General features: G+C 66.7%; 14 protein-coding genes. 6 read left to right on the plus strand and 8 right to left on the minus strand.

Annotated elements, in window-relative coordinates:
- Positions 1-53 precede the first annotated feature (53 nt).
- Genes ppdK through VH326_RS00490 form a run of 4 tightly spaced genes read left to right on the plus strand, consistent with a single transcriptional unit; the run spans position 54 to position 4627 of the window.
- Positions 54-2717 carry a pyruvate, phosphate dikinase gene (ppdK, locus tag VH326_RS00475; protein WP_329629828.1) on the plus strand — a complete coding sequence of 888 codons (2664 nt, stop codon included), beginning with the start codon at positions 54-56 and terminating at the stop codon, positions 2715-2717.
- A gap of 32 nt (positions 2718-2749) precedes the next feature.
- Positions 2750-3526, plus strand: a complete 777-nt coding sequence (locus VH326_RS00480) for a hypothetical protein (RefSeq protein ID WP_329629829.1) — start codon at positions 2750-2752, stop codon at positions 3524-3526.
- Between the two features lie 13 nt (positions 3527-3539).
- Complete coding sequence (locus VH326_RS00485; RefSeq protein WP_329629830.1) at positions 3540-4106, plus strand: DUF1214 domain-containing protein; 567 nt, start codon at positions 3540-3542, stop codon at positions 4104-4106.
- The gene (locus tag VH326_RS00490; RefSeq protein ID WP_329629831.1) at positions 4106-4627 is read left to right on the plus strand and encodes a DUF1254 domain-containing protein; all 522 of its coding nucleotides are present in this window, start codon (positions 4106-4108) and stop codon (positions 4625-4627) included. Before VH326_RS00485 ends, VH326_RS00490 begins: the two co-directional genes overlap by 1 nt.
- On the opposite strand, the gene VH326_RS00495 is transcribed toward VH326_RS00490, so the two are convergent.
- From VH326_RS00495 to VH326_RS00530, 8 genes are all read right to left on the minus strand, one after another.
- Positions 4620-4877 carry a hypothetical protein gene (locus VH326_RS00495; RefSeq protein ID WP_329629832.1) on the minus strand — a complete coding sequence of 86 codons (258 nt, stop codon included), beginning with the start codon at positions 4875-4877 and terminating at the stop codon, positions 4620-4622. The two genes, VH326_RS00490 and VH326_RS00495, sit on opposite strands and share 8 nt — an antisense overlap.
- A 61-nt stretch (positions 4878-4938) precedes the next feature.
- A complete protein-coding gene (locus VH326_RS00500) occupies positions 4939-5958 on the minus strand; it encodes a type II secretion system F family protein (protein WP_329629833.1) in 1020 nt (339 codons plus the stop codon).
- Complete coding sequence (locus tag VH326_RS00505; RefSeq protein ID WP_329629834.1) at positions 5958-6935, minus strand: type II secretion system F family protein; 978 nt, start codon at positions 6933-6935, stop codon at positions 5958-5960. The genes VH326_RS00500 and VH326_RS00505 overlap by 1 nt, the downstream gene beginning before the upstream one ends.
- A gap of 52 nt (positions 6936-6987) precedes the next feature.
- A complete protein-coding gene (locus tag VH326_RS00510; RefSeq protein ID WP_329629835.1) occupies positions 6988-8277 on the minus strand; it encodes a pilus assembly protein CpaE in 1290 nt (429 codons plus the stop codon).
- Between the two features lies 1 nt (position 8278).
- On the minus strand, positions 8279-8917 hold the full coding sequence (locus VH326_RS00515) for a CpaD family pilus assembly protein (RefSeq protein WP_329629836.1): 639 nt from the start codon (positions 8915-8917) through the stop codon (positions 8279-8281).
- A gap of 26 nt (positions 8918-8943) precedes the next feature.
- Positions 8944-10563 (minus strand): type II and III secretion system protein family protein, encoded by a 1620-nt coding sequence (locus tag VH326_RS00520; protein WP_329629837.1) that lies wholly within the window; start codon positions 10561-10563, stop codon positions 8944-8946.
- Complete coding sequence (cpaB, locus tag VH326_RS00525; protein WP_329629838.1) at positions 10563-11600, minus strand: Flp pilus assembly protein CpaB; 1038 nt, start codon at positions 11598-11600, stop codon at positions 10563-10565. Before cpaB ends, VH326_RS00520 begins: the two co-directional genes overlap by 1 nt.
- Positions 11601-11649: 49 nt before the next feature.
- Positions 11650-12120, minus strand: a complete 471-nt coding sequence (locus VH326_RS00530; protein ID WP_329629839.1) for an A24 family peptidase — start codon at positions 12118-12120, stop codon at positions 11650-11652.
- A gap of 49 nt (positions 12121-12169) precedes the next feature.
- Between VH326_RS00530 and VH326_RS00535 the strand changes: the two genes are divergently transcribed.
- Together VH326_RS00535 and VH326_RS00540 are read left to right on the plus strand one after the other, a co-directional pair.
- Positions 12170-13114, plus strand: a complete 945-nt coding sequence (locus tag VH326_RS00535; RefSeq protein ID WP_329629840.1) for an alpha/beta hydrolase — start codon at positions 12170-12172, stop codon at positions 13112-13114.
- Positions 13111-14193 (plus strand): FAD-binding oxidoreductase, encoded by a 1083-nt coding sequence (locus tag VH326_RS00540; protein ID WP_329629841.1) that lies wholly within the window; start codon positions 13111-13113, stop codon positions 14191-14193. Before VH326_RS00535 ends, VH326_RS00540 begins: the two co-directional genes overlap by 4 nt.
- The last annotated feature ends 100 nt before the right edge of the window (positions 14194-14293 follow it).

The following is a 14293-nucleotide window of genomic DNA, read 5'->3' on the forward strand; positions in this document are numbered from 1 at the left end:
TTGTAATCTTTCGCGTCGCCTCCCCAGCGACAGCAGGCACTTAGAGGAAAACCATGACTCAGTACGTGTACCGTTTCGGCGGCGGGGTGTCGGATGGGGGCAAGGGCGACAAGAATTTGCTTGGCGGCAAGGGCGCGAACCTTGCGGAGATGGCGTCGATCGGGCTGCCGGTGCCGCCCGGCTTCACGATCTCGACCGAAATGTGCTCGCTATATTACGACGAAGGCGGGGCGTTTCCGGAGAGTCTCAAGGAGGAAGTCGCCGAGGGCCTCGCGCATATTGAGGCGGTGACCGGCAAGACATTCGGCGACGCCAGCGACCCGCTGCTCGTCTCGGTCCGCAGCGGCGCCCGCGCGTCGATGCCGGGAATGATGGACACCGTGCTCAACCTCGGGCTCAACGACGAGACAGTTCAGGGACTTGCGACGGCTTCCGGCGACGAGCGGTTCGCCTGGGACAGCTATCGCCGCTTCATCCAGATGTATTCGGACGTGGTGCTCGAACTCGACCACGCGTCGTTCGAGGAAGCGCTGGAGGTCGCCAAGGAAGACAAGGGCTATTATCTCGACACCGAGATGAATGCCGCCGACTGGCAGGCGCTGGTGGCCGAGTACAAGTCGCTGGTCGAGCAACAGTGGGGCAAGCCCTTCCCGCAGGATGTCCATGACCAATTGTGGGGCGCGGTCGGCGCGGTGTTCGGGTCGTGGCAGTCGGAGCGCGCCAAGGTCTATCGCCGATTGAATGACATCCCGGCGGCATGGGGTACCGCGGTCAACGTCCAGGCGATGGTGTTCGGCAACATGGGCGACACCAGCGCCACCGGGGTCGCCTTCACGCGCGATCCAGCGAAGGGCGACAATGCCTATTATGGCGAGTTCCTGATCAATGCCCAAGGCGAGGATGTCGTCGCCGGGATCCGCACGCCGCAATATCTGACGCGCGCGGCGCGCGAAGCGGCGGGGGCCAAGCCGCTGTCGATGGAAGAGGCGTTGCCCGAGGTCTATACGCAGCTCGCCGGCGTGTTCGAGACGCTCGAACAGCATTACCGCGACATGCAGGACATCGAGTTCACGGTGCAGCAGGGCAAGCTGTGGATGCTCCAGACTCGCGCCGGCAAGCGCACCGCCAAGGCCGCGCTCAAGATCGCGGTCGACATGGCCGAGGAAGGGCTGATCAGCCGCGAGGAAGCGATCGCGCGGGTCGATCCGGCGGCGCTCGACCAGTTGCTCCACCCGACGCTCGATCCCAAGGCGACGCGCGACGTGCTCACCAAGGGGCTCCCCGCCTCCCCCGGCGCGGCATCGGGCAAGGTCGTGTTCGACGCCGACACCGCCGAGAAGCGCGCTGCGGCGGGCGATGCGGTGATCCTGGTCCGCACCGAAACCAGTCCCGAGGACATCCACGGCATGCACGCGGCGCGCGGAATCCTGACCGCGCGCGGCGGGATGACCAGCCATGCCGCTGTGGTAGCGCGCGGGATGGGGCGGCCGTGCGTGTCGGGCGCGGGGACGCTCAGCATCGATGCCAAGGCGCGGGTGATGCGCTGTGCGGGGCGCGAGGTGAACGAAGGCGACGTCATCACGATCGACGGTGCATCGGGCGAAGTGATGATCGGCGAAGTGCCGACCGTCCAGCCCGAACTCGCGGGCGATTTCGGGACGCTGATGCAGTGGGCTGACGGCGTGCGGGCGCTCAAGGTCCGCGCCAATGCGGAGACGCCGCTCGACGCGCGGACCGCGCGCGAGTTCGGCGCGGAAGGGATCGGCCTCTGCCGGACCGAGCACATGTTCTTCGATGCCGCGCGGATCACCGCGGTGCGCCAGATGATCCTCGCCGAGGACGAGAAGGGCCGCCGCGCGGCACTCGAAAAGCTGTTGCCGGAGCAGCGCGCCGACTTCGCCGAGATTTTCGAGGTGATGGCGGGCCTGCCGGTGACGATCCGCCTGCTCGACCCGCCGCTGCACGAATTCCTGCCGCACGAGGAGGAAGAGTTCGCCGAGGTGGCGGAAGCAGCAGGCATCGAGGTCGACTACCTCAAGCGCCGCGCTGCCGAACTCCATGAGTTCAACCCAATGCTCGGTCACCGCGGCTGCCGGCTCGGCGTGACCTATCCCGAAATCTACGAAATGCAGGCGCGCGCGATCTTCGAAGCGGCGGTTGCGGTCGCCGAGAAATCGGGCGAGGCGCCGATCCCCGAAGTGATGATCCCGCTCGTCGCGACCCGCCGCGAGCTCGAACTGATGAAGGACGTGGTCGACAAGGCGGCGCAGGCAGTGTTCGCCGACAAGGGGCGGAAGATCGAATATCTGGTCGGCACAATGATCGAGCTGCCGCGCGCGGCGCTGCGTGCCGGTGACATCGCCGAGGTCGGCGAGTTCTTCTCGTTCGGCACCAACGACCTGACGCAGACCGCGCTCGGGGTCAGCCGCGACGATGCCGGACGCTTCCTGCAGAGCTATGTCGAAAAGGGCATCTACGCCAGGGATCCGTTCGTCAGCATCGACGTCGAGGGCGTCGGCGAACTGATCGAGATCGCCGCCGAGCGCGGGCGCCGTGCTCGCCCCGATATCAAGCTCGGGATTTGCGGCGAGCATGGCGGGGACCCCGCGTCGATCGCGTTCTGCGCCCGGGTCGGCCTCGATTACGTCTCCGCTTCGCCCTACCGCGTGCCGATCGCTCGCCTCGCCGCGGCGCAGGCCGCATTAGCTAAGGCTTGACGGATTCGCCGGTCCGCTACACTCCTGACGCCATGAAAAGCTGGCTCGCCGCTCTGGCTATTGTCTCGCTCACCGCGTGCAGCGGGCTGGGGCAGGACGGCCCGTCGCAGGACGAGATGAGCGACGCGCTCGCTCGCCGCGGCGAGAAGGTGCAATCGACCGAACGGATCGCGTGCAAGGCGGCGCCGTCGCTGCCCGGCTATATCTGCGACTTCAAGGCGGTGACGTGCAGCGCCTACTCCAAGAAATGCGACAAGTCGCAACAGCGCACCGGCCGCTTCGTCCAGGTGACGGGCAGCTGGATGTACATGGGCGACGTCAACGATCCGGCGCGCGGCCAAGTCCCGCCGCCCGAGCCGATGCCGAGCGAAACCCCGGTGGTGAGCGATTTGGGCGGCACGGTGGCCAGCGCGGTCGGACCAGTGGCGGCACCTTCCCCAACGCCAACGCAGAGCCCTTCGGCGACGCCGTCGCCCAAGCCGACTTCCTCGCCGACCCCCAAGCCGACACCAACCGCGACGCCGAGTTCCAAGCCCACCCCTGGGGGCGTCAACCGCACCTGGCTGAGCGGCCGCTGGGGCGCTGCGGACGGCGATTGCACCGCGCGGCGCGCGGTCAGCTTCGGCGCTGGCGGCGGCTTCTACGGCAAGCGCGGGCTCGGTACCTGGACGCTCAAGGGCAAGACCGTGACGGTTACCGGCAAATATTCGGACGATGACAAGCCGTTCGTCCAGAATCTCAGCGTCGAACGTGCCGGCGACGATGCGATGACGATGGAAGGCAAGCGCTACCACCGCTGCCCCAAGTGACGGGAGGAAGGGCATGAAGCCCTGGGTCCGATATCTGATCTGCGGCGTCGCCGGGCTCGCGCTCGGCGCTGGTGGCGCGTATCGCCGAATCCACACCGGCGCGCTCGGCGCCAACAGCGCGATCGGGCCGTGGACCACCGGCAAGGATTTCGGGACGGCAGGGGCGAGCGCCTATACCCGCGCGGTGATCGCGTTGCGCGGCATCCTCGCGCTCCCCGCGCATGAGGCGCGTTACTACAACGCCGCGGTCGACAGCGCGGGCGATCCGCTCGACGGCAAGTGCCGCTATCGCGTGAGCGGCCGCACGATTCCGAGCAAATGGTGGAGCGTGACGCTGTACGACCATCAGGGATATCTCGTCCCCAACCAGGCCAACATCTTCTCGGTCGAAAGCTCGCATGTTCCGAGTATGGCCGGCTGGACGATCGAGGTCGCGCCGGCGCAGCAGGCTGGATTGTGGCTGCCGACCGGCCGGATCGACCGTTTCGAGCTGACGCTTCGAACCTATCTCCCCGACGATGGTGGGATCGGTAACCTGACCCGCGACCAGCTCCCCTCGATCGTCAAGGAGGGCTGCTGATGCGCGCCTGGGGCTTACCGCTGCTGCTCGGGCTGATCCTCGCGATCACCGGCTACATCGCCGAGATGAGTTACTATCCCAAGCTGCTGATGTGGGGGGCGACGCGGATGGTCGCGAAAGGCGCCGGCTACAACACGCTGTTCGCCGCCGACTTGCCGAGCGACAAGGCGCGTGTCGTGGTTCGGCCTAGCCCCGACCTCGCTTACTCGACGTGCCCGTTCGACCTGTCGAACGGCCCGGTGCTGGTCGATGTCGAGCCGATGCCGTCGCCTTATTGGTCGCTGTCGGCGTTCGACCACCGCACCGACGTCGCGTTCGTGCGCAACAATATCGAGGCGGAGGGTCAGCCGATCCGCGTCGCGATCGCCCAAGCCGGGCAACCGGTACCCGACGGGATGCAAGCGGTGCGCGTGACCGGCAGCACGGGAATCGCGCTGATCCGCATCCTCGTCCAGGACCGCAGCCAGTTCCCCGCGATCGACGCGGCGCGGCGCAAGTCTAGCTGCAAGCCGCTTAGCTAGTCGGCCGCTCCGCCTTCAGCCGCGCATTCTCGGCCTCGAGGTCGCGGACATAGGCGTCGCGATTGGTGCCGAGCGCTTCGCGCTCGCGCCACTTGGCGTCGGTCTCGGTGAGATAGCTGGCGTGTGCGGCACGCTCTTGCTCATAGCGCCGCCGCCATTTGCCGCCCGATCCAATCAGCAGGCCGAGTACCAGCCCGACGATCAGGACGAGCCCCAGCACCGCAAGCTGAGTGACGTTGGTGAACAGCATCAGGCGAGCCTTTCCCGGTTCGTTATGCCGGAGAAACGACTCGCCCTTCGCTTGCGTTCCGTTAGCTGTGTCCGATCCCGCCCTTGAACGCGTCGGAGATGCTGCACGACGCCGGACCCAGGATGACGATGAACAGGGTCGGCAAGATGAACAGGATCAGCGGGATGGTCATGATCGCGGGCAGCCGAGCAGCCTTTTCCTCAGCGCGCATCATGCGCTCGTTGCGGAATTCGGCGGACAGCACGCGAAGGGCGGAAGCGAGCGGCGTGCCGTATTTCTCAGTCTGAATCATCGTCGTGACCACGCCCTTGACCGCATCGAGATTGACTCGCGTTGCGAGGTTCTCGAACGCTTGCCGGCGTTCCGCGAGGAAGCCGAGTTCGATCGCGGTCAGCGCGAATTCGTCGCCCAGCTCGGGATAGGCCTTGCCCAGTTCCTTCGACACGCGATGGAACGCGACGTCAACGGTGAGGCCGGCTTCGGCGCAGATCACCAGCAGATCGAGCGCGTCGGGCAAGCCCTTGCGGATCGCGTTGCTGCGCTTGGTGATCTTGTTCTTGAGATAGATATCCGGCGCCTTGTAGGCGAGGATGAACGTACCCGCGACCAGCCCGTACGCCTTGATCGGCGACCAGTCGGAGAACATCTCGGTGCCGTAGACCAGGTACAGCATCGGCCCGCCCAGGACGATCGGCATGACGAGGCGGCCGAAGATGACCGCGACGGCATATTCCTTCTTGCGGATGCCAGCCTGGAGCAGCTTGGTCTGCGCAACCTTGAGCTGGCTGTCCTGCAGCACCTTGAGACCCGACAATAGCGAGCGGATGCGGTCGGTGGTGTCGTTCTGGCGGACCAGCTTCGCGCGGCGCTTGCTGGTCGAGGCGGTGATGCCTGCCTTCAACTGCTCGCGGCGGTCGTTGAGCGCCTTGACTCGCTTCGACATCGGATCGCGCACCGTCATCGCGGTGTAGATCGCGAGCAGCACGGCGAACGCCGCCACTGCGGCCAGCAAGGTGCCGACCCAGATGACGTCGACGCCGAGCAACGTCGGAGTGTGGGGAGGAGGGATCTGCATCGCCATCAAATCTCGAAATTGATCATCTTGGCCATGATGAAAGCCCCGAGGCCCATCCAGATCATGCCGCCGACGCCGGCGACGATCAGGCGCTGATCGACGAAGAAATTGCCCATGTAACCGGGGCTGATCCACAAGATCAGGCCGAACACGATGAAGGGCAGCGAGCCGACGATGTACGCCGAGGCTTTCGATTCGGAGGCCATCGCCTTGATCTTGAGCTTCATCTGGCTGCGCTGGCGAAGCACGGTCGCGAGGTTGGAGAGCGTTTCGGCCAGATTGCCGCCGGTCTCGCGCTGGATCGCGATCGAGATGACGAAGAACTGGAATTCGGCCGTGCCCAGGCGATCGGCGGTTTCCTGAAGCGCCGCGTCCATCGTGCGGCCGATCTTCATCTTGTCGCTGATCGCGCGGAATTCCTCGCCGACCGGGCCGGGGACCTCGGCGGCGACCACGCCCATCGTCTCCGAAATCGGCAAGCCCGAGCGCAGGCCGCGCACGAGCAGCTCGATCGCGTCGGGGAACTTGGCGGTGAACTTGTTGCCGCGGCGCTTGATGAAATAGCCGACGACCATGTGCGGCAGCCCGGCGCCGATGATCACGCCGATCAGCAGCGACACGAGCAAGGGCGCGCCGCGCAGCAACAGCAGTCCGCTGATGACGACGATCAGCCCGACCGTCGCCATGCCGTATTGGCCGACGGTCCAATTCTTGCCGGTCATCGCGATGCGCTTCTTGAGCACGGCGGGGCGCGGCAGGAACCGCATCATCGCGGTGTCCATGTTGCTGTCGCGCTTGCCGGTGATGCGGCGCATCTGCGCGGCCATCGCGGCTTCGCTGGCGGCGCCGCTATGGCGTTCCTTGAGCGAGGTCAGGCGGCGCAGCTGCGCTTTCTCCGCCGACGGGCCGGCGAAGGCGAGCATCAGCAGGAGCAGCATCATGCCCGCCCCTGCTACTACCGTAATCAGCGGCACCAACGGCATCGCTCAACGCTCCACGTTCCGGCGCCTTCCCCTCAAGCGGGGACGGCGATGATCAATTCGCCTTTGCCGCTTTCCGGGGCATCAGCGATTTCAGGTCGGCGAACTTGCCGATCAGCGACTGCGACTTGCCGGCGTCCTTCTTGCCGCTCTTCACCGGCGCCTCGGTATCGTCGCCGATCGCGAGCAAGCGGGTCGCCAGTTCGTTGATCGGCGCGACGGTCTTCGATCCCTTGCCGGCCTCGGCCATCGGCTTGCCCAGCTTGGCGGCCTGTGCCGCCAGCTTCTGGTCGTAGGGGACGACGAAATCGATCTTGCGTTCGATCGAGCCTTCGAAGTCCTTGCGCGCGATCTCCAGCGTGCCCTGCGGCACGCGATTGGCGAGGACGATCACTTGGCTACCCGGCGCATTCGACTTGAGCCACGACAGGATGCGGATCGTGTCGCGCGCGGCGGCCAGCGTCAGCTCGGTCACGACGACGGTGGTCTGGATGTCGGTGATCAAGTGCGGATGCTGGATCAACTGCGCGCGCGGCAAGTCGACGACGGTGCATTCGAACGCCGCCCGCATCTCCTCCTGCAACTGGTAGAAGGCGGAGCCGTCGGTCATCATCGGCGAGTTGATCGGCGCTTCGGCCGACAACACCGCGAGACGCTCGCTGGCCTTGACCATCGCACGTTCGATGAACAGCCCGTCGATACGGCTGGGATTCTCGATCGCATCGGTCAGGCCGCGGCCCGGCTCGAGGTCGAGCGCCAGCGCACCGGTGCCGAAATGGACGTCGAGGTCGAGTAGCGCCGTCGTCCGGCCGCCCTTCTCGCTCATCAGCCATGCGACCGAGGTCGCGATGGTCGACGCCCCGGTGCCGCCGCGGGTGCCGATGATCGCCGTCGCGCAATGCGGACGATCGACCGACGCCTCGCTCAGCTTGGGCGCGTTGAGGATCGCTTGCGCGCTGCCGAACGCTTCACGCAGCATGTCGGCATTGAGCGGTTTCAGCAGATAGTCCTGGATGCCGCTCGCGGTGAGGTCGCGATACAGGCGGACGTCGTTGACCTGGCCCGCCGCGATGACGACGGTGCCGGGTTCGCAGACTTCGGCCAGCGCGTTGATGTCGTTGAGCGGATCGCCGCTTTCGGACAGATCGACGAACAGCACTTGCGGGCTGGCGGACACCGACAGCGACTGGACCGCGTTACGCAGCCCGCCCTTGTTCACCTTCTCTGCCGACCAGCCCATCTCGCTGGCGATCGGCCGCAGCGCCTCGGCGGTGGTCTCGTCGCAGACATAGGCGACGAAGGGCTCGCGATGCGCGACGCCGGCGGGTTTCCACGGAGCGTTCATATTACTTGCTTCCCGTTACGCTGACGCTGGTGACGCCGCCGGGCAGGCCGGGCTTACCAGTCGTATCTGCCTTGCGATACGTGTCGATGGCCTTGGCCGAGGTCTCGGCGGCGAAGCTCTCGGTGCCGGGCTGGCCGCGGACCAGATCGAGCGGATCGGCGACCATCGCGGCCATGTTAGCCTGCGTGGCGCAGCCGTAATTGGAGGTGGTGCTGCCCTCGAATTCGCTCGACCCGTTGCGGGTGAAGTCGGGACAGCCGGGAACGCGCGCGACCGAACGGCTGACCACAACGCGGACCATCCCGGCCGACAGCGGCGCGCTGGTGATCGGCGCGCGATCGTCGAGCAGGATGCCGTAGCTGGCCGCGATCGCCGCGACCTGAGCGCGGGCAGCGGGCCCGTAGCGCGGATCGTCGACCGAGACGTGATCGCCGTAGCGCAGCCGCATCGTCGACAGCCAGCCCGCGACGCGGTCGGCCTCGCCCGGCGCGAGACCGGCATTGGTCGCGGGCACGTCGAACACGTAGTCGCTGCGGCTGACGACCGGCTGATAGACGGTGTCGACTCCGCGATTGAGCGTGCCGCAACCCCCGAGCATCAGCGCGGGGGCGGCGAGGGTGGCGAAAAGGATCGTACGCATGCTGTCATGTCCCTCGCTGGCGTCGGTCACAGGCTGAATCCGGGCGCTGGCGAACCGGCGGCCTTCTTCGTTTTCTTAGGCAGCACGGCCTTTTCGTCGCGCTTGGTATCGGGGTTCGGCATTGGCGTAGCCGGCGCGACCGGAACCGGCGCGTTCAGACCGACCGATGGGCCCGCTGCATTGGGGACCGCCATTGTCGGTTTGGCGCGCTCGCCACCGCTGACGCCGCCGCCCAGCTTGCCCAGGAACACGCGGCCGAGATCGGTCGGCGCCTGATAGCCGTCGGTCGGCAGGACGACCTCGTTCGCGTTGATCGGTTTCACCAGATACGGCGTGATGACGATCATCAACTCGGTCTCGTTGCGCTTCCAGCCCGTCGAGCGGAACAACGCGCCGAGGATCGGCACGTCGCCGAGCCCGGGAGCCTTGTCGATCTGGTTCTGCGTGCTGTTCTGGATCAGCCCGCCGATCACCATCGACTGACCTGAGCCCAGCTCGACCGTCGTCTCGGCACGCCGCGTGGTCAGCGCGGGGATCGACACGCCGCCGATCGTCACCGCACCGGCGGTCGAAAGCTGCGACACTTCGGGGCGAACGCGCAACGAAATGCGGCCGTCCGACAGCACCGTCGGGGTGTAGGCGAGGCTGACGCCATAGGTCTTGTACTCGACCGACACCGCGCCGAGGCCCTGGCTGATCGGGATCGGGATTTCACCGCCCGCGAGGAAGCTCGCGGTCTCGCCCGACAGCGCCGACAGGTTGGGCTGAGCGAGCGTCACGACCTGACCGTCGGTCTCGCCAAGGTCGAGCGCGCCCAGAATGTCGAGCCCGAACAGCTTGCCCATCCCAGCGAGCGTGGTGTTTTGGGTGCCGGGCGTGATCGCGGTGCCCGGAATGGTGCTCGCGCACTGACCGGTGGGCGAGATCGGCGGCACACACGTTGCAGCGGTCGAGCCGATCCCGAGGGGCCCACCCAACGCGTTGAACTGCGACGTGATGGTTCGGCCAGTGCCGACCCCGAACTGAAAGCCGCCGCTGCCGTCCAGCGTCGTGAGGTTGGCGCCGATATTCTTGGCGAAGGTCTTGCTGACTTCGGCGAACTTGACCTGCAGATTGACCTGCAACGGCGTCGCCGTCTTGAGGCGGCTGATCACCTTGACCTTGTCGCCGACGAACGCCTGGACGAGGCTCTGCGCCTCTTCGGCGTCGGCCGGGCTAAGCACGGTGCCGGTCAGCAGCACGACGCCGTTGAGCGTGTAGCTGGCGACCTGTGCTTCGGGCATCGCCAGCCGCAGCATCTGGTTGATCGAACCGAAATTGTTGCCGACGCGGATCGTCGCTGCGAACACCACTTGGCCGGTCTTGGTCGTGGCCGAGACCGTGGTCTGGCCGGGCGACTTGCCGAACACGTAGATCTGGGTCGGCGAACGGACCTGGACGTCGGCGACCGCCGGGTTGGCGACGAACACGTCGCTGATCGGACGCGACAGGGTCACGAGGCGGCCCTGGTCGGTATCGACTTCCACGATCCGAGTCGCGGCGGCGGCGGATTGCGCCGGTGCGGCGGCGGGCGTCGCGACGCCTGTCGCGGCAATCGCGAGCGTCGCGGCCATCGGCCAGCCGGCGCGGTTGAGACGGTGCAACATCAGTTCTTCCCCCCGACCGGAACTTCGGTCACAGCATTCCCGCGGGCAACGCGCACCGTGGGTCCCATATTCGTCGAGGTTGCCCCCGGATATCCGCTGGTGCCCGCGGCGGCGGCGCCCGGGCCACTTGCCGCGGCTGCCTTTCCCGGCACGGTGCGGCGCTGAAAGCGCGACACGTCGGCACCGGTGGCGAAGGTGGTCTTGCCGGCGCTCGGTTGAGACTCGGCGCCGGCCAGCATCGCTTGCTCGGCCTTCGGATCCTTGCCGTTTGGCACCTTCACGGTGCCATCGGCGATCGCCTGGTCGAGCTCGGCCGCAGAGTCGGCGAGCGGGCGCAGCACGACCGACAGGTCGCCGAGCGTACGCGCCACCGAAATCTTTTCAGCGATCGACGGCGTTGCCTCGATCGTCACCATCGAGATGTTCTTGACCACGGTCTTGCCCTGGTCGTCGACATCGGTGGTGGTGCGCTGGTCGGTCGCCAGCACGCGCAAATTCTTCATGATCGTCTCGGCGACGTTGAGTGGCGGCCCGTCGCCGCCGCCCGGCACCTTTTGCGTCAGAACGAGGTCGATATGGTCGCCCGGAAAGACGAAGCCAGCGACCGAATTCTTGTTCTCGACCGGAAAGGTCACGGCGCGCATACCCGGCGTCAGGGCGGCAGCGAGGAAGCCGCTATCGCCCGGCTTGACCAGCGAACCCTGGGTCAGCGGCTGGCCGGCGGTGATCACCGTGCGCACGACCGTGCCCTGCAAGCTCTTGGCATCGAAGCCGTCTTTCTTGACGAAATAGGCGCCCTCGACCATTTCCTTGGGCCAGGGCTGGAACTTGAAGCTCGTCGCGTCGAGGATCGTGCCGACCGGCAACGCCTTGGTCGCGACCAACACCTCGGTGTCCATGACGGCAGCGGGTCCGGACGCCATCTGGGCACTCGCTGCCGGTGCGCCCGATCCGGCGAACATGGTTTTCGCCCCAAACGCGGCGAGAGCGGCGAGAAAAGCCGCGCCCACCAGCAAAAACATTTTCCGACTATCCATGTCGTTCAGCCCCGTTGCCGGCCGATCGGCCGGTTGACCCACCATTAATCTACTTAAACTGGTTAAAAATCGGTTCACTCAGCGCGATCATCGACGCCATCGCGATTGCGACGCCGTATGGCGTCTCGACCGCGCCCGGCGCCTTGCGCCGCCAATGGTCGAGCATCATGATCAGAGTTAGCACGCCGCCGATCACCGACATCGCCATCAGCATGAACAGCAAGGCCCGGCCCGGCAGCCACAAAGCGAGCGCGCCGATCATCTTGACGTCGCCGCCGCCCATCCAGCCGAAATGAAACGCACCGACGAACAGCGCGAACACGCCGAGCGCGATGGCGAGCTGAATTCCGGCGTCGGTCCAGCCGTAACCCTGAAGGTACCACCAAGCAGGGGCCATCAGCGCGATTGCCGCGTTCTTCCAATTCGCGATTTCGCGGCGGCGCGCATCCTCGATTCCCGCCGACAGCAGGAGCAGGACAAGCGCTGCGGCGAGCGCGCAAGACGGAATTCCCCAGCTCATTGGATCACAGCCCTAGACGGGATGGCTTTCCAAAAAGTAACCAGCAGGCATGCCCGGCCCCGAAAACATCCGTCGCGCCTATCCGGACGGCAGCGAAATCTCGTTCTGGACTGCAACGGACGGCTGGCGGCTGCGCCGGTTCGACTGGCCGTCGGTGGCCGAGACCCCGCGCGGATCGATCCTGTTCCAGGGCGGGCGCGGCGATATCCTCGAAAAATATCTCGAGACCTTCCACCATTGGCACGCCCAGGGCTGGGCAATCACTTCGTTCGATTGGCGCGGGCAGGGCGGATCGGGGCGGCTGAGCGACGACCCCAATGTCGGCGACATCGACCGGTTCGGCACCTACCTCGCCGATTTCGGCGCGTTCTGGACCGAATGGGCGGCGGTCGCGCCGGAGCCGCACGTAACCATGGGGCATTCGATGGGCGGGCATCTGGTGTGCCGCGCGCTCGCCAAGAGCCTGGCCGATCCCGCCGCGGCGGTTCTGGTCGCGCCGATGATGGGGGTGCACGCGCCGATCAGCGCCGGGTTCGGCGAATGGCTCGCCAATTTGATGATGCGGTTGGGCAATCCGCGGCGCCGCGCGTGGAAGGGCAATGAGCGTCCCGCGACGATGGACAGCCGCCAGACGCTGCTGACCCACGACGACGATCGCTATTCGGACGAGCCGTGGTGGTGGGAGGCCAAGCCCGAGCTCAAGCTCGGTCCGCCGAGCTGGCGCTGGGTCGTGTGCGCGTTCGAATCGACTCGGCGGCTGCGGGCGAGCCGACGGGTCAAGCTGATGAAGACGCCGGTGCTGATGCTCGTTGCCGATGCCGACAAACTGGTTCGCGCGGGGGATGCGCTGACCGTCGCCGGGCATATCCCCGATTGCCGGGTGGTGCGCTTCGGCCCCGAATCGGCGCACGAGATCCTGCGCGAGGCCGATCCGGTGCGAAACCGCGCGTTGGCCGAGATCGATATGTTCCTGGCGGCCAGGGCCCCAAAATGACCTACGATATCGCGATCGTCGGGGCGGGAATCGCCGGCGCCGCGCTGGCAGCCGAAGTGGCGCCGCATGCGAAGGTCCTTATCCTCGAAGCCGAGGACGTGGCGGGGTATCACGCGACGGGCCGTTCGGCGGCGTTCTGGGAGGAGACCTATGGTGGCCCCGCCGTCCAGCCGCTGACCGCGAAGTCGCGCGCGCTGTTCGATGCCGGCGGGTTCCTCCAGCCGCTCGGCTCGCTCCATATCGGGCGCGAGCAGGAGCGTGGGCTGATCGAGGACATGCTCGCGCAATTCGCGGGCACCGGGGTCGACCTGTCGCTGGTCGATCCGCGCGAGCGAATCGCCGGGCTTCGCCCCGAATGGAACCTCGCGGTGTGGGAGCCGAGCTGCGCCTATATCGACGTTGCCGCGCTCCACGCCGCGGTGCTGTCGCGCGCCAAGAAAGCGGGCGCCGAACTGGTGCTCGACGCCGCGCTGACCGGCGCGACTCGGACCGGCGACCGCTGGCGGCTCGATACGAAGGCAGGATCGTTCGCGGCGAAGATACTGGTCGATGCCGCCGGTGCGTGGGCGGACGATGTCGCGGCAATGGCCGGGGCCGCGCCGATCGGGATCAGCCCGTTCCGCCGCACGCTCGTCCAGCTCCGCGTCGATCCGCCGGTTCCCGACGACGCGCCGCACGTCGCGCATATCGGCGGCGACTTTTACTTCAAGCCCGAGGCCGGCGGTCGGCTGTGGCTCAGCCCGCACGACGAAATCCCGAGCGATCCCGGCGACGTTCAGCCCGAAGAGCTCGACATCGCGATCGCGATAGACCGGCTCGAACAGGCGGTCGATTGGCGGATCGAGCGAGTCGAGCGAAGCTGGGCGGGGTTGCGCAGCTTCGCGCCCGACCGGCTGCCGGTCTACGGCTTCGACGACTCGGTGCCGGGGTTCTTCTGGTGCGCCGGACAAGGCGGGTTCGGCATCCAGACCGCGCCCGCCGCATCGCTCGTCGCCGCGTCGCTGTTGCTCGGGACCGAGCCCGATCCGCTGGTCGCCGATATCGACGCGGCGCGATACGAGCCCGCCCGGTTCCGTTGACCCCGGCGGTAAAGGTCACACCAAGGTCACACCATCGTGGCCGCCGCCAGACCGGCAAATTGCCCCCGGTCGACCGCGCGAGATGGCGCCCCGAATGACA

Source organism: Sphingomonas sp., assembly GCF_036269755.1.
GTDB lineage: Bacteria > Pseudomonadota > Alphaproteobacteria > Sphingomonadales > Sphingomonadaceae > Sphingomonas.

Coding starts and splice junctions, on each gene's coding strand:
- VH326_RS00535 (WP_329629840.1), top strand. CDS start 12,170: ATGCCCGGCCCCGAAAACATCCGTCGCGCCTATCCGGACGGCAGCGAA.
- VH326_RS00490 (WP_329629831.1), top strand. CDS start 4,106: ATGCGCGCCTGGGGCTTACCGCTGCTGCTCGGGCTGATCCTCGCGATC.
- cpaB (WP_329629838.1), bottom strand. CDS start 11,600: ATGGATAGTCGGAAAATGTTTTTGCTGGTGGGCGCGGCTTTTCTCGCC.
- ppdK (WP_329629828.1), top strand. CDS start 54: ATGACTCAGTACGTGTACCGTTTCGGCGGCGGGGTGTCGGATGGGGGC.
- VH326_RS00520 (WP_329629837.1), bottom strand. CDS start 10,563: ATGTTGCACCGTCTCAACCGCGCCGGCTGGCCGATGGCCGCGACGCTC.
- VH326_RS00510 (WP_329629835.1), bottom strand. CDS start 8,277: ATGAACGCTCCGTGGAAACCCGCCGGCGTCGCGCATCGCGAGCCCTTC.
- VH326_RS00530 (WP_329629839.1), bottom strand. CDS start 12,120: ATGAGCTGGGGAATTCCGTCTTGCGCGCTCGCCGCAGCGCTTGTCCTG.
- VH326_RS00495 (WP_329629832.1), bottom strand. CDS start 4,877: ATGCTGTTCACCAACGTCACTCAGCTTGCGGTGCTGGGGCTCGTCCTG.
- VH326_RS00505 (WP_329629834.1), bottom strand. CDS start 6,935: ATGCCGTTGGTGCCGCTGATTACGGTAGTAGCAGGGGCGGGCATGATG.
- VH326_RS00540 (WP_329629841.1), top strand. CDS start 13,111: ATGACCTACGATATCGCGATCGTCGGGGCGGGAATCGCCGGCGCCGCG.
- VH326_RS00515 (WP_329629836.1), bottom strand. CDS start 8,917: ATGCGTACGATCCTTTTCGCCACCCTCGCCGCCCCCGCGCTGATGCTC.
- VH326_RS00480 (WP_329629829.1), top strand. CDS start 2,750: ATGAAAAGCTGGCTCGCCGCTCTGGCTATTGTCTCGCTCACCGCGTGC.
- VH326_RS00485 (WP_329629830.1), top strand. CDS start 3,540: ATGAAGCCCTGGGTCCGATATCTGATCTGCGGCGTCGCCGGGCTCGCG.
- VH326_RS00500 (WP_329629833.1), bottom strand. CDS start 5,958: ATGGCGATGCAGATCCCTCCTCCCCACACTCCGACGTTGCTCGGCGTC.